The sequence below is a fragment of the Exilispira thermophila genome (assembly GCF_055389015.1).
In genome coordinates, this window is sequence record NZ_AP042476.1 from 2,714,430 (window position 1) to 2,732,879 (window position 18,450).

At 22.3% G+C, this 18,450-nt stretch carries 17 protein-coding genes; 11 read left to right on the top strand and 6 right to left on the bottom strand.

The window, feature by feature from the left end; translation table 11 throughout:
• Window positions 1-8 precede the first annotated feature (8 nt).
• Window positions 9-623, top strand: coding sequence for a hypothetical protein (locus tag ACZ5EC_RS11520; RefSeq protein WP_464302627.1), 615 nt, complete (start codon window positions 9-11; stop codon window positions 621-623).
• Window positions 624-649: 26 nt separating this feature from the next.
• On the opposite strand, the gene speE is transcribed toward ACZ5EC_RS11520, so the two are convergent.
• A complete protein-coding gene (gene speE / locus ACZ5EC_RS11525) occupies window positions 650-1,507 on the bottom strand; it encodes a polyamine aminopropyltransferase (protein WP_464302628.1) in 858 nt (285 codons plus the stop codon).
• Between the two features lie 63 nt (window positions 1,508-1,570).
• A complete protein-coding gene (gene speD / locus ACZ5EC_RS11530) occupies window positions 1,571-1,954 on the bottom strand; it encodes an adenosylmethionine decarboxylase (RefSeq protein WP_464302629.1) in 384 nt (127 codons plus the stop codon).
• 495 nt (window positions 1,955-2,449) lie between these two features.
• Between speD and ACZ5EC_RS11535 the strand changes: the two genes are divergently transcribed.
• From ACZ5EC_RS11535 to ACZ5EC_RS11555, 5 genes are all read left to right on the top strand, one after another.
• Window positions 2,450-3,184 carry a segregation and condensation protein A gene (locus ACZ5EC_RS11535; protein WP_464302630.1) on the top strand — a complete coding sequence of 245 codons (735 nt, stop codon included), beginning with the start codon at window positions 2,450-2,452 and terminating at the stop codon, window positions 3,182-3,184.
• A gap of 70 nt (window positions 3,185-3,254) precedes the next feature.
• Entirely contained in the window at window positions 3,255-3,827 is a 573-nt protein-coding gene (gene scpB, locus ACZ5EC_RS11540) for an SMC-Scp complex subunit ScpB (protein ID WP_464302631.1), read from the top strand.
• 12 nt (window positions 3,828-3,839) lie between these two features.
• Window positions 3,840-4,565 (top strand): pseudouridine synthase, encoded by a 726-nt coding sequence (locus ACZ5EC_RS11545; protein WP_464302632.1) that lies wholly within the window; start codon window positions 3,840-3,842, stop codon window positions 4,563-4,565.
• Window positions 4,566-4,571: 6 nt separating this feature from the next.
• Window positions 4,572-5,213, top strand: a complete 642-nt coding sequence (cmk, locus tag ACZ5EC_RS11550; RefSeq protein WP_464302633.1) for a (d)CMP kinase — start codon at window positions 4,572-4,574, stop codon at window positions 5,211-5,213.
• A 14-nt stretch (window positions 5,214-5,227) separates the two neighbouring features.
• Window positions 5,228-7,099: a hypothetical protein gene (locus ACZ5EC_RS11555; RefSeq protein WP_464302634.1), complete on the top strand. Its 1,872-nt coding sequence runs from the start codon at window positions 5,228-5,230 to the stop codon at window positions 7,097-7,099.
• Here ACZ5EC_RS11555 and ACZ5EC_RS11560 read toward each other — a convergent pair.
• Window positions 7,096-8,940: a tetratricopeptide repeat protein gene (locus ACZ5EC_RS11560; RefSeq protein ID WP_464302635.1), complete on the bottom strand. Its 1,845-nt coding sequence runs from the start codon at window positions 8,938-8,940 to the stop codon at window positions 7,096-7,098. The two genes, ACZ5EC_RS11555 and ACZ5EC_RS11560, sit on opposite strands and share 4 nt — an antisense overlap.
• 208 nt (window positions 8,941-9,148) lie before the next feature.
• Here ACZ5EC_RS11560 and ACZ5EC_RS11565 point away from each other — a divergent pair, with 208 nt between their 5' ends.
• Window positions 9,149-9,913: a hypothetical protein gene (locus ACZ5EC_RS11565; protein ID WP_464302636.1), complete on the top strand. Its 765-nt coding sequence runs from the start codon at window positions 9,149-9,151 to the stop codon at window positions 9,911-9,913.
• 507 nt (window positions 9,914-10,420) lie between these two features.
• The gene (locus tag ACZ5EC_RS11570; protein WP_464302637.1) at window positions 10,421-11,422 is read left to right on the top strand and encodes an Rpn family recombination-promoting nuclease/putative transposase; all 1,002 of its coding nucleotides are present in this window, start codon (window positions 10,421-10,423) and stop codon (window positions 11,420-11,422) included.
• 380 nt (window positions 11,423-11,802) lie between these two features.
• Here the strand turns inward: ACZ5EC_RS11570 and ACZ5EC_RS11575 are convergent, their stop codons facing one another.
• The 3 genes from ACZ5EC_RS11575 to ACZ5EC_RS11585 all read right to left on the bottom strand — a co-directional run bounded on the left by ACZ5EC_RS11575 (window position 11,803) and on the right by ACZ5EC_RS11585 (window position 14,676).
• Entirely contained in the window at window positions 11,803-12,972 is a 1,170-nt protein-coding gene (locus ACZ5EC_RS11575; RefSeq protein WP_464302638.1) for a SpoIID/LytB domain-containing protein, read from the bottom strand.
• A 9-nt stretch (window positions 12,973-12,981) separates the two neighbouring features.
• Window positions 12,982-13,776, bottom strand: a complete 795-nt coding sequence (flgG, locus tag ACZ5EC_RS11580) for a flagellar basal-body rod protein FlgG (protein WP_464302639.1) — start codon at window positions 13,774-13,776, stop codon at window positions 12,982-12,984.
• Between the two features lie 96 nt (window positions 13,777-13,872).
• The gene (locus tag ACZ5EC_RS11585) at window positions 13,873-14,676 is read right to left on the bottom strand and encodes a flagellar hook-basal body protein (protein ID WP_464302640.1); all 804 of its coding nucleotides are present in this window, start codon (window positions 14,674-14,676) and stop codon (window positions 13,873-13,875) included.
• Between the two features lie 415 nt (window positions 14,677-15,091).
• Between ACZ5EC_RS11585 and ACZ5EC_RS11590 the strand changes: the two genes are divergently transcribed.
• From ACZ5EC_RS11590 to ACZ5EC_RS11600, 3 genes are all read left to right on the top strand, one after another.
• Complete coding sequence (locus tag ACZ5EC_RS11590) at window positions 15,092-16,012, top strand: hypothetical protein (protein ID WP_464302641.1); 921 nt, start codon at window positions 15,092-15,094, stop codon at window positions 16,010-16,012.
• 410 nt (window positions 16,013-16,422) lie between these two features.
• Window positions 16,423-17,079 carry a redox-sensing transcriptional repressor Rex gene (locus ACZ5EC_RS11595; RefSeq protein ID WP_464302642.1) on the top strand — a complete coding sequence of 219 codons (657 nt, stop codon included), beginning with the start codon at window positions 16,423-16,425 and terminating at the stop codon, window positions 17,077-17,079.
• Entirely contained in the window at window positions 17,076-18,305 is a 1,230-nt protein-coding gene (locus tag ACZ5EC_RS11600) for a ribosomal RNA small subunit methyltransferase A (RefSeq protein WP_464302643.1), read from the top strand. Before ACZ5EC_RS11595 ends, ACZ5EC_RS11600 begins: the two co-directional genes overlap by 4 nt.
• Window positions 18,306-18,450 lie beyond the last annotated feature (145 nt).

An 18,450-nucleotide genomic window follows, 5' to 3' on the forward strand; every position in this document is an offset into this window, starting at 1 on the left:
CTAAAATTATGATAAAGAGTTTTGAAAGAAAAGTTGATAAGAGTGTTGATAAAAATCTTAATAATAAACGAGCTCCAATTATGGATAAAAAATTAATTAAAAAAAAGATTAAAGAGCAATTAATTTATCTTTATGAAGAAAATAATAGCAAGGTATATGAAAACTTTAAATTAAAAGTGTTACAATTTTTAAAAATAAGAGATGAAACAACTTTTGATTTATTGTTTTACCTATATATAAAAAGTTTGAATGATAATAGACCTAAAATAAAAAAAATATTAATATGGGCAATAAATAAGCTAGAAAGTGAATTTATAGAGGATTATATTAACGATTTAAAAAAAATGTTGCCCAATATTTTAGAAATAGATCAAAATGATGCAACCATTTTTTTAAAAAAAATATTTTTAATAGATCCAGCCTGGGTTTATATTTTTTTGCAAAAAAGGAAAGGCCTTTTAGAAAAAGGCCTTTATAGCTATTATATTAAAATTGATAATAATTTTAAAAAACTGGAATATTTAAAACAGGAAATAGAGCTGATCATAAAAGAGAATCTAAAATTTAATGATGCTCTTTATATAAATATAGATTATTTTGATGATATAAAATACTTTATTTAAAAATTAGCTTACTTAAAAATACTTTTTTATAATCCAAGGTCTTTTTTCATAAATTCAGGTACAGCTAATGATGCAAAATGAATATCTTCATTATAATATTTTAAATTAAATCCTTTAATTTTTTCTTTTATTTCATCTTTAGATAAACTTAATGGGTCATATTTTTTTGAAGCAAGAACAACAGAAAAATATCCTGTAGGATAACATGGCATTGGAAATAAAATAAAATTAACAAATTTAAAATGTTTTTTTAAATTATCAAAAATCTTTTTTCTTACAGGTATATAAGTATCATGAAAAGGAGGTTCTGTTTGAGCTACAAAAATACCATCATCTTTCAAAGCATTAGCACAGCTTTTATAAAAATCTCCAGAAAAAAGATCATTTGCAATTGTTTCTGGATCAGTTGAATCAACAATAATTATATCAAATTTATTTTTATTTTCTTTAATATATTTAAATCCATCTTTATATAAAAGATTTACTCTTTTGTCTTGATCTAAAACTTTAGTAAGTGCAGGTAAAAATTTTTTTGAAGCTTCTACAACTTCTTTATCAATTTCTACCATTGTAAGATTATTAATGTTTTTATGTTTAGCAGCTTGAGTTAAAGTTCCACAATCACCACCACCAATAATCAAAAGATTTTCTGGATTTTTATGTGTAACAATAGCAGGATGAGTTATCATTTCATGATAAAAAAACTCATCTTTTTCAGTTAACATAACTATATTATCAAGGGTGAATAATACTCCATAGTCTTTTGTTTTGTAGAAATCAATTTTTTGAAACTTAGACCTTTTAGATAATAAAACCTCTTCAATTTCATATAATAGCCCTGAATTTAAAGAAGGAGAAGAGTATTCTATAAATTGTAATTTCATTGTTTTCCTCTTTTTAATATATTGTTTAGTAGAATACTACTATAAAAGAAAATATAATCCAGGTTAAGGTTTATGTTTTAAAACCATACCTTCAGGTACTTCAAATTGACCTCTTTTTAATTCAAGTCGTGATGAATGTGCAGATTCAAGAGCATCTTCTAGATATTTATATATTAGCCATGGATCTATAGTTTCTCCACATGTAAAAATATCAACTGCAGCATATCCATATTCAGGCCATGTATGAATAGCAACATGTGATTCAGCAATTACAACAACACCTGATACTCCATGTGGTGCAAATTTATGAAAAGTTGATTTTATAATAGTTGCTTTAGCTTTTTTTGTCCCATCAACCATGGCTTTTTCAACATAATTAACATCGTTTAATAATTCTGGATTACATTCATAAAATTCCACCAATATATGTCTTCCTAATGCTTGCATTTTTAATTCCTCCATTTTTTTTATTTTAAAACTGTCGATTAATTAATATTTTTATAAATTTTTTAACATTCAAGTTATTTCAAATCAAATTTAACTTAATATAACTTTTATTAATTTTATTATAGTTTTATATCAATTTTATAATAAAATATATAAAATATTGGAAAAAAATAAGGGATAAATTTAAATTATTCTACCGGAAGGAAATTGTATATTTGGTTATTTCAAGAAGTTGGACATATAAAAAGAAAGCGCAAATAGAAAAAATAATGTAAAAAATTTGTTCAGTCAACGCATAAATCCTCTATATGTTAAAGATTTTTCTGGTAAAAAATAAATATACTAAAATTTTATTTTGTCAATATAAATTAAAAATATTAGATATTAATAATTTATATTTATGGTATATTAATTTAACATAAAAAAAATAAGAATTAAATTATTGAAATGTATTTAAAATTAGTTAATCTAATCAAGGAACAAGAGGGATTTAAAATGAATTTTGCAGTTGATTTACCATTATTTAAAGGGCCAATGGATTTACTCCTATTTTTAATTAAAACCAATGAGATTGATATAAATGATATTCCAATTTCTAAAATTACACAGAGTTTTTTATCATATATAAAAATATTAACAAAATTTAATATTGCAGTATCATCTGAATTTATTGCAATGGCATCAGAGTTAGTTTATATAAAATCCAAAATGTTAATTAGAAAAAAAAGTAGTCTTGAAAATGAAGAGTTTGAACCAGGAGAAGATCCAAGATTGGAACTTGTTGAAAAGTTATTGGAATATAAAAAATATAGAGAGGTCATTAATAAACTTGAAGATAATGAATTTGAAAAAGAAAGTACTATATTTATAAAAGATAAAAATTCTCTTTTTGAACTTGAAGAGGATGAAAATTGGAAACCTATCTCAGTATTTGAATTAATAAAAAATTTTGAAAGGATTATCAAAAAGCTACCTGAAGAAAATAAATTAATGCTTATTTCTCAAACAAAATATACAGTTGAAGAAAAAATAACTCTAATTAGAAAAAGGATTAAAGAAAATGACTCTGTATATCTTGATGATTTGTTTGAGGAAAAAGAAGTAAAAAGGATTGAATTTATTTGTGTTTTTTTAGCTGTTTTAGAACTTGTGAAGGTTAAAGAGATTCAAGTTTTACAACATTCATTATTTTCAGATATAAAAATTAAGAGAAAAACTAAAAAAGATTAACAGGTAATATAATTATTATATAAAAGAGAAGAAAGAAGTAATTTTTTAAAAATATTAATAGAGGATGTTTATGTTATTTGATGATATAGATAAAGAATTATGGAAAAAACTGATTGAAGCAAGTCTTTATTATGAAGGAAAACCAGTTTCAGTTGAAGAGATTGCAGAAAAGTTTTCAATTGATAAAGAATATGTGCTTGAAATATTGAATGACTTAAAAAAAGATTATTTATTTAAAGATGGGGGAATTGTATTAAAAAATAAAGGGTTAAACTATTATTTTGCTATTAATCCAAATATAAAACAAAAATTTTTTGAATTATATAAAATTAATAAAAAAGAGTTATTAAACTTAACCAATACATTAAAAGAGGTTTTATCCATAATTGCTTACAAACAACCAATTACAAAGATTGAAATAGATAAACTAAGGGGAACAGATTCTTCATACAGTTTAAGAAAATTGTTAGAATATGATTTAATTAAGAGTTTAGGTAAAAAAAATGTACCAGGCAGGCCATCAATATATGGGACCACTGAAAATTTTCTAAAAGTTTTTGGACTATCTTCTTTAGATGAATTACCAGATATAAACGATATTGACTATGAAATGGATTTTTTTGGTCAGGATAATGAAAAATAAGAGGGGAAAAATTTGAGACTTCAAAAATATATTTCAAACTATTCGCAATATTCCAGGAGAACTGCTGAAAAATTAATAAATGAAGGCAAAGTCAAGGTTAATGGAAAGGTTGTTCTTCTTCCATATATTGATATTAGTGATAATGATATTGTAAAAGTTAATGGAAAAATTATAAAACCAATTAAAAGATTCAAGTATCTAGCATTTTATAAACCTGTTGAAGTTCTGTCATCTTTAAAATCTGAAGATGGGAAAAAATCTCTTAAAGATTTTATAACTGAAGGTATTAACTTAAAACCAGCAGGTAGATTGGATTTCCTTAGTGAAGGTTTGATGATATTATCAAATGATGGAGATTTTATAAATTGTATTACTCATCCAAAATATGAAATTGAAAAAGAATATCTTTTATTTTCATATAATAAAATAGATCCTCTAATGATTAAAGAATTTAAAAATGGGATTTATATTGATAGCGTTTTACATAAAGCTAAATCCTGTAATCTTATTGGTGAAAAAGTTTTAAAAATAATTTTAACCCAGGGGAAAAATAGGGAAATTAGAAATGTTGCAAAATTATTTAATCAGCCAATTGCAAAATTAAAAAGGGTCAGAATAGGAATTGTAAAACTTGAAAATCTGAATCCTGGAAAATTTAAACCTTTAAGTAAGAAAGAGATTGAATATTTTTTGAATATAAAAAAAACTGTTGATAAAGATTATCTTGTTGATAAGTGAGGTTTTATGGAGAAAATAGATATAATAGCAATTGATGGTCCTTCTGGAACAGGTAAATCAACAATAGCAAAAGAAATTGCTAAAAGGTTAGGCTATAAATATCTTGATACTGGAGCAATGTATAGAGCTTTAACATACTATCTATTATCTAATAATATTGTTTTAGAAGAAAATAAGATAAAAAATATTTTAGAGAAAGTAGATATCTATTTTAAAGATGGGAAGATTTATCTTAATGGAAAAGATGTTTCAAAAGAAATTAGAACAGATATAGTTACTGCTAATGTAAGTCTTGTTTCTTCATTTAAGATTGTAAGAGAATTTTTGGTAAAACTTCAAAGAAAAGTTGCTAAAAATGGGAAATATGTTGTGGAAGGAAGGGATATTGGAACAAATGTTTTTAAGAATGCTAAATACAAGTTTTACCTTACTGCTACAGATGAAGTAAGAGCAAAGAGAAGATGGTTACAGGATGGTAAAAAAGATGATATAAAAGAGGTTTTATCTAAAATCAGGATAAGAGACAAAAAAGATAGCTCAAGAAAACTTAATCCTCTTTTAAAAGCTGAAGATGCTTATGAAATTGACACATCAAATCTAACAATGGAAGAAGTGATAAAATTAATGATTGAAAAAATAAAAAAGTAATATAAAATATTAATATGAAAAAAGACGATTATGATAAATTAAGAGAAAAATTGGGTCTTGATGAACTTGATAAAAACACAAAGAAAAAGTTATTAGAACAATTCCAAAAAGTAGGTGGTAAAGTTGATTATAGAATTTTTGATAAAAAACAGGCATATTTAGAGTTACTTAAAAATGCAGCAAAAAAGAAAAGAGAAGCAGAAGAGTTAAGAACAAAAAAAAGAGATATAAAATCAACTAATTTAACCAAAAAAAAGAAACTGGACAAAAAAAAATCCATTCAAAAAAATACTACTACTTCTAAAAACAAAACATTAAAGCACAAAAATCCTAAAATTAATAAAGCTAATCCTAAAAGTAGTAGAACTAAAACTTCTAGTATTGCACAAAAAAGAAAATCCTCTTCTGATCTTTATAAACAAAAAAAATTATCAAAAAATCAAATTTTAGCTTCAATAGAAAAAAAGAAAAATAAAATTCAAAAAGTTAGCACTGTTTATCCTTCTTTAATTGATAAATTTCTTTTTTCCATAAATGGTTATTTGTTAAATGTTACAAAGCTAAGATATCTATCATTTAATACTGATTTTATTTTAAGTTTTTATAGTGATTATATAAATACAGTATCAAAATTATGTTATTTTATAAAAACCTGTATTAATTCTACTACAATTTTTAATGAGATTAAGAAAAAATCTATAAAAATTAATGATAAATATATCGATATTTTATATCACTTTAATACTTTATTGGATGAAGATTTTTTTAAAGAATTTCAAAATGTAATAAATAATTCATTATCTACTATTTTACCAGGTCATATTTTTAGAAAGTTTAGTTATTATTTTAAAAGATTATATTTTTTGTTTTTAAACAAAACTTTATTAAAAGAAGCTATACTATTTACTTTTAATGTTTATAAAAATTTTTTTAAATCAACATTGAACGAACAAGAAATAATAGACAATCTTGATTTCATTTTAGATACTTCAGTTAAAAAATTTCATTTATTATTTTCAATTAATTATGGGAAGTATGTTTCTTTAAGAAATTTTGATTTAACAAAAATTTTAAATTTTGGTGAAGAGGAAGTTTTAGGGTATTATCTTAGAAAAATTGAAGAACAAAAAAAAGAGATAGAAGAGAAATTAAAAAATGTTACAAAGGAAGAAAAGGAAGCATTAGAAAAAGAAATTGAAGAAAAAGAGGAAAAAAAGATTCCAAAAGATGTAAAAATAGGTTTTAGATTAATGGATAATATTTTAGAAGATTATCAATTAAATTGGGATAAAATTGTAGCAAGAGATAGAATTTTACCTAATCTTGAAAAAAAAGATAAAATATTCTGGGTTTATCTGTTTTTTAAAGAATTTATGGATGAATATTCAATATTTTTTCCTTCAAAATCTATTCAGTATAAAATTGATTATGTAGAACATAAGAAAGTTGATGTAAAAGAGGGATTAAATGAAGCTTTGAATTCTTTAACCATTATTCTCAATAATTTTGATGCATATGTTGACCTTATTAAAAAATCTAGACAATATGAGAATACATCATGGAGTGGGCTTGAAGATAGACTTAAAAATGAAAGAATTATAATGAGTAAAGATTTAAGAAATCATTTAGCTGAAGAATTAAAAAGTGTTTTAAAAAATATTATTTATGTTTTAAAAGATTATAAAAGTGGAGAAAAAAAGATCATTTTAAATCCTGATAATGTACTTTCTATTGATACAAGCCTAATGGGTAAAAGAAAATTTAACAAAGAAAGAATTATTAAGTTTTTTACCCTTACATATTATTTTTTAAAAGGGTTCATATGGAGACTTGAAAATACCGATTTTTCAGGATCAGATCTGGAAATTGATGAACCTCTTTTTTAAAAATGGAAATTCATTTCATTATAGTTTTGAAAAAACCACTTATTTTCAAATAAACTTTCAAAAAAGTTTAATTCATCTTTATTAATTTTATCAATTGTTGTTCCAAAAGTTGTAGTATAAATGTCTTTGTTAGAAGAATAAAAAGGGTTAATTGTAAAATTAAAAATAATATATGGGGAAGAATAATCAATGTTTAATAAAAATAAATAATCCTGATTGTTATTTGAATTGGCTATTTTAAACCCTTTTCTTTTAATATAGGATACAATATTTTTTTTAATCTTTTTGTCAGTAAAATTTTTAAAAATAACTTTAACAGGGATATAAAAATCTGTAAATTGAAAATATAGTGGAGAAATTTTTAATAATTTTAAAAGATTTTGTAAATACAGATTTTTATCTATTTTTTTATAAAGTGAAGTTTTTGCTTCAATATAGATAAAATAATTTAAATTATCAAAAGGTTTATTATAAGAATTTAAAAATAAATTTTCATAATATTTAAACATTTTTAAGTCTTTTTTGTTTGAATAGTATTGTATAAATTCAAGATAGAGTTGTGGTAACAAATTTTGAGATACTTCTTTACTATAATATAGTTGCTTATTAAGATAGAATTTGTATAAAGGGCTAATCCCTTTAAATATATTTTTTAAAGTTTTATAATATTCAATTTTATTATATAAAGATAATTTTTTAATTGATGAAAATGAATAGATTTTGGCTAAAATTTTAAAAGTGTTTTTTAAAAAATAATCCTTAATTATATCAATATAGTAGTTAAAAGAAAATTTATTATAAAATTGTTTTTTATTGTAATTTAACTTTATTTCATAAAAGTCTTTTTTCATTGTATAGAATTGGTAATTATATTCATTGATATGAAGATTATATAAATATATCCAGTAGTTGTTCTGAAAATTGTTGATTTTTTTAAAATATTCAGATGCTTTTAAATAGTTTCCTTTATAAATCCAAAGGTAAAGCAAATCATATAAAATTAAAGGGGATCTTAAATTTTTTAAACTTTGTTTATAATATTGTAGAGAAACATCAAAATTTCCTTTTAAATATTCAAGCTCTCCAATAGCAAGTGGAACTTCTGATAGATCTCCAATATCATAGGCTTTTTTGAAATATTCATAGGCATTATCATAATAGCCAAAACTATATTCAAGAATTCCTCTGTTATATAGTAAAACAGAAGAGTTTTGAAAACCTGAAATTGAATATGCTTTTTCATAATATAATCTTGAAAGCTCTATTTTATTTATATTTGCATATAATACAGCTAAAGCACCATATAAATATCCCGAATTAGGAAATCTTTTAATTGCATTTTTAAGTAATCTTTCAGCTTCTTTGTATTCTTTGTTTTTTAATAAGATCCATGCAATTGAATAAATTGTATAGGGTTGTGCTGAATTAAGCTTTAATGATTTATAAAACCAGAATAAAGCACTTTTATTTTTATTAAGATATGCATAGCAATCCCCAATGTAAAAATAGATTATTGGATCATTTTTTCCCCTTTTATAGGATGTAAGATAATATTTTAAAGCCAATGGATAAACTTTTTCATTGTAAAATATTTCTGCTAGCTTATATGGGATAGAAGTTGATTCAGGGAATTTATTTATAGAATTTAATAAAAGTGAAATTGCAGAAGATTTATTATTTTGAGCAAGAAGAAGGTCAACTTTTTTAATAACCTGCTCTTCAGTTTCTTGAGAGTATAAAAAATTTTTAAATGGTATAAAATCAGGAAAAATTAAACTAAAAAAATATAGAGTAAGTAATATTAAAATTAAAAGATAAATTTTATTCTTTATAAATTTCATAATTTTGTAATAAAATAGTTTAAAATACATTATTGTAAAGAATTAAATTATTGTAATTATTATTTTTTAAATAATAGTGGTACTATAAAAATAAATTGGTAAAAAACAATATATTAAGTTGATTTTTGAAAATATTGAATTATGATAAATAAGAGAAATAAAAGTATATAAATTTTATAGTATAAAAATAAATAATGGAGGCTTAAATATGAAAAAAAAGATTTTAGTTATTTTAGTATTTTTACTTTTGTTTTCATCTGTTTCACTTTTTGCACAGGCTGCATATAAACATTTAGGTATTGGAATTTATGGTATTAATCCATATTCCAATGAAGAGTTACAAAATTTACCACAGGATGCTTCTCCTTTTGATGATATGTTCTGGGGTTTAAATTTTACTTTGAAAACATCAAATGTACTTGGTTTTATGTTTGATTTGATTTATGTTGGTACTCAGTATTATTATCAAGATTATGATCCAGGAACTGGAGATCCTTATTATAATTACTGGTATGGACCGGATACATGGGATATTGCTTCTCCTTATGTCCCAGTAACTGATGAAACAGAATGGGATTATTATCAGGACCAATTTTTAATGAATCTTGATTTAGCAATATTTTTACCTATCTGGTTTTTAGAACCTTATTTTGCAATTGGCCCAACATTTTTAGTTACTACCCCATCTGATGCTTATGATTCTGATCCAGATTTTGCAAATTATTATGATTATGTTAATGGTGACAATGAAACTTTTGGACTTGGTTATAATATTAAACTCGGAATACAGGTATTTGTTTCCAAAAGTATTGCATTGGGTTTTGAGTATTTCTTTTTGGTAGATAAACCTAAAGAATTTTTTAACAGAGCTTTTGGAGAAGATCCTGATCCATCTGATTTTGATGACTATTATGGTGCAAAATATATTAATAATCAATCACATTTTGCATTTTCAATAATGTTATGGTTATAATAAAGTAGAAAACCATTTTTTGGTTTTAATATTTAAAATCCTTTTTTCTAAAGGGTTACCTCAAAAAAAAGAGGTAACCCTTTTTTGTTAATAATAAAATTAAAATTATTGAGATATTAAAAAAATAAGAAATAAATTCTATCATTATTAAAATTTTTCTCACTAAGTTAGTTATGTAAAATTTTATTTCAATCTATTTAACATAAAAACAAAAACATAATTTAAAAGCTGTAAGTCTTTGACAACTAACAAACGTTCAAAAAATTTTAATAATGATAGAGATATTAATTTTAATTATTTGATCAAATATAATAATTTCTAATTTTATTATTAACTTCACCAACCACGAAGTCATTATTTTTCTTTAATCTTTGGCAACTAACAATCGTTTAAAAAATTTTTTCATTCATGCAACTTTTTTGAATATTTTCTTGTCTATATATAATAAAAGACAAAAAAATAATATACAAGAATAATTAAAAAGAATAATAAATGGAGATATATTTTATGAAAGAACTATATCATAACTTCATTAAACATCCGCATGATACTTTCTTTAAAATTGTTTTTAAAAATATTAATAATGCTAAAGATTTTATTAATATCATATTACCTGATAATATCAAAAAATATATTAACATCAATAACCTAAAAATTGTTGACTCTTCCTACATTACAAAGGAATTTAAAAATAGATTTGCTGACCTTGTTTTTGAAACCAATCTAATTAACTCTAAACATAATATTAACATTTACTTCCTTTTTGAACATAAATCTTATAAAGATAATGCTATCTTTATTCAACTATTACGATATATGTTAGTTAAATGGGAACATGATTTTCAAAACAATAAAGATTTATCTTTAATATTACCTGTTGTTTTTTACCATGGTTCAAGCAAATGGGATATTGATACAGAATTTATAAATAATTTTAAAATAGATAAAGAGATTAAAAAAAATTTTAAAAACTATTTATTAAATTTTAAATATTTATTTTTTAATGATAGTAAGAATAAATTAAGTTATAAAGTAATGAATTATAATAGATACTTGAAATTAGCACTTGATGTATTAAAATATAAAGCAGAAGAAGATAAGGAAATAATATACAGGATACTTGATATAATAGATGAAGAGATTGAAAATAGAGAGATAAAAGGAATATTTTATGTATATATATTTTCAATATTGAAAAGTGAAGATAGGGAAATGGTGATAAAAAAACTTGAAGAGAAGGAGAGCAAGATGCCATCAATATTAGAATCATTGATAAAGGAAGGTGAATTAAAAGGGAAAATAGAAGGAATAAAAGAAGGAACACTAAAAGGACAAATACTTGATAAGCAACAGGTTTTAATAAAACTAATTAATTTAAAATTTGGAATAAGTGAAGAAGAAAGACAAGTTATATTAAATTGTTTTGATAAAGATAAACTTGAGAGAGGAATAGAAAAAATCCTATTTGTTAATAATAAAATAGAAATTATTGAGATATTAAAAAAATAAGAAATAAATTCTATCATTATTAAAATTTTTCTCACTAAGTTAGTTATGTAAAATTTTATTTCAATCTATTTAACATAAAAACAAAAACATAATTTAAAAGCTGTAAGTCTTTGACAACTAACAAACGTTCGAAAAATTTTAATAATGATAGACATATTAATTTTAATTATTTGATCAAATATAATAATTTCTAATTTTATTATTAACTTCACCAACCACGGAAAAAAGTTATTCTTTTTAGCCTTTGACAACTACAATCCAGTCAAAAAATTTCAATTATGATATATATTTTTTCTATTTATTAAATCAACAATAATAATTTCAAATTTTATTATTAACTTTACCAACCACAGAAAAATATATTTTAGATTAATATAAAATTAATAATTATATTTATCTATATAACAGCCTTCATAATAAAATTTAATAATTTTTTTATAATTAAAACCTGATTCTGCCATTTTTTTTGCTCCAAGCTGGGAAAAACCTATACCATGACCATAACCATATCCCTTAAAAATATAATTATTATCTTTAAAACTAACTGTAAATAAAGTTGATTTAATTTTTGTTGGATCAAATAATAATCTAAACTTTTCACCATTTAGCTTTAATGATTTACCATTTGAGAATAAAAAGATTATATTATTAACTCTTTTATCCTGAAATCTGTTTTCAATTTTTATATTTGAAACATAAATACCATTTCCACCAATGTTATAGCCATTTTTTTCAAATATTGACCTAATAAAAAATCTTCCTATAGTTAATTCCCATTCAGGTATATTTTTAGAAAAATTATCTATTTTAACTTTGTAATAAGGGAAAATATTATTACTTTTCCAGATTAATTCTGGAGTTGTAGTAATTCCTCCATTAGATGCACAAAAAAATGGTTTAATTAATTTATTTTTATACTTAATAACTAAATTATTCGTACTATCTACAAACCTTAGAAAGTAATTTGTTGAATCTTGAGAATAAACCTGATGTTGAGTACTATTTGAAAAAATGAAATCAGGGTTAGATTCTATTTTCTCTAATACATATGTTCTACTAATTATTGCCTGAGCTTTTAATGCTTCTTGAGGAAAAGAAATTCCCATTTCAGCTTTTAAAACACCAGCAAGATATTGGTTTAAAGGGATTAATGAAACTAAATATAAATAATTTGATTTTTTTACAAGTTCTAAAGAATTACCAATAAATTCGTTTTTATAGTAAAATCCAGTGTTATTAGTATAAATTTTATTTATATTGTTTTTTGTTAAATATAAAAAATTATCAGTTGAAGGATATTTAGAATTAAAAGTTTTTGATTTGTTAATAACAATTTTAAAAGAAGAATCTAAATCTTTTTTTTCAATAAGAACTTTAACTAAAATTTGATTTTCAACTTTGCTCTTTTTTTCAATAACTTCTAAATTTTTATTGTTACCTGAATTTTCTCTATAATAATTATAATTTGTAGAACATTGAAAAAAAGGTAGCATTAATACTACTATAAAAAATAGAAAAAATAATTTAGAAAAAATATTAAATAATTTCATACTATTTTTTTATCTTTTTAAATTTACAGCTGTTTGTAAAAGAGAATCAGAAGTAGTTACAGACTTAGAATTAAACTCATATGCACGTTGTGCTACAATAAGTTTGACCATAGAATCTACAACATTTACATTTGACATTTCAAGATAACCCTGATGTACTGAACCAAAACCAGCTGTGGAAGGATTACCATAGAATGAAGGTCCAGATGCTAAAGTTTCTTTAAATAAATTTTCACCGATGCTATCAAGCCCTGCAGGATTTACAAATTTAAATAGTTGAATTTGACCAATTGGTATTGGAGTATCATTTCCTGGAATTTTAACAGAAACTCTACCATCAGGAGATATAGAAATTGTTTCATATCTAAAATTTTGAGGCATAATAATTTCAGGAATTAACTTATATCCATTTGAAGTTACAACCTGCCCATTTGAGTCAATTTTTAATGTTCCGTCTCTTGTGTAAGCAAAAGAACCATCCTCTAATTGTACTCTAAAAAAACCTTCTCCTGCAATAGCTAAATCCATTTTATTACCAGTTTGTTGTAATGATCCCTGTTGAAAAAGTTTTTGTGTTGCAGCAACTTTTGCTCCATAACCCACCATCATACCGACAGGTTTAGGTGTTTCATCATCTATAGGAGTTCTTGCACTATAGATTTTTTGATAAATTAGATCTTCAAATTCAGCTCTTGTTTTTTTATATCCTGCAGTGTTAACATTTGCAAGATTGTTTGAAATTACATCTATATTAACCTGTTGAGCCGACATTCCAGTGGCACCAATCCACAAAGATCTATTCATAGAATTTCCTCCATTTAAATTTTAAAAATAAGATTTTATAATTTTTCAAAATTAATATAAAATAATAAATTTATATTATTCTTTTGTATCATTATGCTATATTTTTCCAACCTGATTTACAGCTTTTGATGCTAATGAATCTTCTGATTGAAGAGATTTAGCATTTGCTTCATATGCACGTTGTGCTTCAATTAATTTAACCATTTCAGTAATAGGGTTAACATTTGCAGTCTCAATATAACCTACTTCAAGCTTTATATCTTTCATATTATCAAGGGTATATGCTTTTCCTGAGTATTTAGTTTCTCTATAAAATGAATTGCCTACTTTTTCAAGATACCTTTTATCAGGAAAGTTGTAAAATTTAATTTTGTCTATTAGGGTATAATTTGGAACATTAAAATCTTTTGCAAAAACATTTCCAAATTTATCTATATAAAAATCTTTATTTTTAACATTAATATAACCTTTCTCCCCAATAATCTTTTCTCCTCTTTTTGTGACTATAAAACCATCATTATCTAAATTAAGTTCTCCATTTCTTGTGTACAATCTTCCATATTTTGTATCAGCAGCAAAAAAACCATCAGTAACAATTGCAAAATCAAGTTTATTTTCAGTATGAACAAGATTCCCAACTTTATAGTTAATAAATTTTTGATTAACCTCTACACCGGTTCCAAGTTTTCCAACAATGGGTGCTAAGTCAATTGAACCATTATCAAGAACTTTAACTTTATCATTCATTCTTCTAATTAACATTTGAGGAAACTCTTTTAGTATAAGCTCTTCTTTTTTATAAGAAGTGGTGTTAACATTTGCTAAATTATTGGAAATTGTAGAAACTCTTTCCATCTGAGCAATCATTCCACTAGCAGCTGTATATAACCCTCTAACCATATCCACCCTCTATTTATTTTTATTATATATCGGAACTAACTAAAATTACAAAAGTAAATTAATTAATATAATTTTAATTCTTTATTAATATATGAAGATTTAGAATTAAATAAATCACAATAAAAAGTTATAAAAGTAATATAAGAAGAATTAATTGATTCTATACAATTTTTATAAAATTATAATGAAAATTAATTATTAAATCATAATAAAAATAGCACAAATAAATTTATTTAATTTATCAAATTCTGATAAAAAATAATATAATCATAGTAAAAATAATGTAAATATATTGAATAGAATTAACTTAAATTTAATTTGGATTTAAAATTGTTTTATTTTTGTGAAAAAATATTGACATTTCTAAAAATTATTAAATTATTAAAGTATGAATAATAAGTTATAAAGGATTATTATGCAATATTTATTATACATTTTTATTATTGAAATCTTAATTTTAACATTATTTTTAAAAGATAACCTTTTAAAATTATATTATATATTAACATCATATCTATTTGTTCTTTTGATTAAATTGGTGGCTTTTATTTTTCCTATAATTCCTCAAAAAAAAAGTTTCGAATCATTTTTTAATTTTGCAGATATCCAGATTGTGCAAATACCTTTTATTTTTTATCTAGTATTTTTTATAATTATTATTTTTATAAATATTGAATATATAATTTTAAAAAAGAATGAATTATTTTTGACTGAATATTTTAAATTTTTATTGAAAGGGAAGAAGGTTGTTAATAATATATATCTTTTAGATTCTTCTTCTATATTAGATAAAAGGCTTATTTTCTTGTTATCAGAAGAGATTTTACAGGGTGTATTTGTAATTCCAGACTTTGTAATGGAAGAACTTAAAAGGATAGCTTTTAAAGATGAAAATAAATCAACATTGGTTTATGAATCCCTTGATAATATAAAAAAATTACAAAAAAAATTTCCTGTTGTAGTAAAAATTACAAAACATGAAAAATTTAAAGGACCAGTTGATGAAAGATTAATACAATATTCCCAAAAACTTAAATGTGTATTGATCACAAATGATTTTGAACTTTATCAAAAAGCAAAATTATATCAGATTAAAGCTATCAATATTAATATAATTGCAAACAATATGAAAATTTCAAAACTACCAGGAGATAGAATAAAAGTGAAAATTATAAAAGAAGGTAAAGAATCTAACCAGGGAGTAGGATACCTTGAAGATGGCACTATGGTAGTTGTTAAAGAAGGTATAAATTATATGAATAAAGAGATAGAGGTTATTATAACTTCAATTATACAAACCAATGCAGGAAGAATTCTTTTTGGAGAGAAAGTTTAATTTCCTAATACAATAATTCAATTATAATTCAGATTTTTATATTTTTATTACTAAATTATATGATTATATTATCAAAGATTATATAATCATATAAGTTGAATCTTCTATTTAATAAATTCAAATTTAAAAAACTAAATAAACAAGTATATTGCCTTATCTTTACTATACTATAACTAAAAATTATAACTATTATAATTAATAATTATTAGTTAAAGTTAAATAATAGACAAATTATAATAAATTATTGTTGAAAAAAAACTTGGATATATTAATTTATTTAAAGATAAAAGATAAAATTTATTTTATGCTTAAAACTAATTTATTCAAATATAAATAAAATTTATATTGTTAAAATTAGTTTAAAATATTAAAACAAATTAAGATAAGAATATTTTGAGAAAGGATGTCATATGGATAAAAAATTGTTACAAATTCCAAAACCAGTTATACAAAGATTTTCTATTTATTATCATATTTTAAATGATAAATATTATATATGGGGGAAACAACATATTTCCTCTTTTGAAATAGCTGAGATCTTAAAACTTGAAGATACACAGATTAGAAATGATTTTATGTATCTTGATATTAGAGGTAAACCAAAAGTTGGGTATTCCATTAATGAACTTAAAAATAAGTTGGCTACAGCTTTAGGATATGATATAAAAAAGAAATCCATCCTTGTTGGTGTAGGTCATTTAGGAAGAGCATTGGTGAGTTATGAAAATTTTAAAAATTATGGATTTATAATATCTTATCTTTTCGACATTAATCCTGAAATTATTGGAACAAAAGTTAAAAATAAAACTATATATCATATTGAAAAACTACCTCAAATTGTTAAAAAAAATGATATTAGAATTGGAATAATTACTACACCTAAAAATGAAGCTCAAAATGTTGCTGAAATAATGATTAAAGCAGGAATAATATCAATATGGAATTTTGCACCAACAGCCTTAAAAGTTCCAGAAAATGTATTTGTTCAAAATGAAAACATTGCTGATTCTCTAGCTTTTATTTCAAGGTATTGTTCATTGTATGGGAAAAATAAAAGAGTTCAATGAATAATAATAAAATAGAAATTTTACTTAATTATCCATTTTACAACATAAGTTTTATAAAAAATTACTTTTTGTCAAATAAAATAAATTTTAAAAAAAGTTTTGGACAGAATTTTATTGTTGATAAAAATATATTAAAAAAATATTACAATATATTTAAACAATATTTTAAAGGTGAAACTGTTTTTGAAATTGGTGGTGGTAGTGGAAATTTATCGTGGTTATTGTATGATGTAGTTAAAAAATTATATATTTTTGAAATAGACAATTTTTTTTCAGAATTTTTAAAAACAATATTTCAAAAAGGTAACATTTATAAACTTAAACTATATACTCAAGAAAAAGATTTAAAACAAAATAACAATTATTTATGTGATAACAAAAATTATTCTGATGTCAGTTTATTTTATGATTATTTTAGAAATAACTTTTTTAAGGATAAAGCAGTTGTATTAAAAGGAGACTTTTTAGATTTTGAATTTAAAAGCTTATTAAAAAATAATAATAATATTGATAAAGTAAATATATTTGGAAATATTCCATATAATATTTCTTCTTTGATAATAAAAAAAATAGCAGAAAATAAATTTCTATTTAATAATATAATTCTTACAACACAAAAAGAATATTTTGATCGTCTAAATGCAATTCCTAGTATTAATGGGAAAGAGATATCATTTTTAACTATCTTTTCAAGATATCATTTTAAAATTAAAAAGTTGTTTGATATTAAAAAAAATAGTTTTTTTCCTGCACCTAAAATAAATTCAACCTGCTTTTTGTTAGAACCATTAAATTTATTTGAGAAGGTTTTAAAAAAAATCAATGATAATATTGATAAAACAGATAGATTATTACCAAAAATACAGGATTTATTAAATAATAAATTACAAAGTGAAAAAAAAATAAAAAATAATATATTTAATAAAGTAGATGATATTAAAAAAAATATAAGCTATGACAAAAGAAATATTAATAAAGAAGAAATAAAAAAAATAATTGAAACAGAATTTTTTAAATTAATTTCATATTGTTTTTCTAATAAGAGAAAGAAAGTAATAAATTCTATAAAAGAATACATTCATAACAAAAAAATCTTACAAGAAAAACAATCAATTTCTAAAATTATTAAAAATATTGAAATTATTTTAGATGATGAAAATATAAGAGCTGAAAGAGTTGATGTTGAAAAATGGGGAGAAATTTTTGAATTAATAGTTTGTGAATAAAATTAACAAAATATAAAAAATATAAAAATAAGAAAATATAAAAAATATAAAAATAATAAAAAGTAATTAAAAACTAAAAAAAATATTATAGAATACAAAATCAAACAAATTTATTATAATATTATTAAAAAATAATCCATACAAG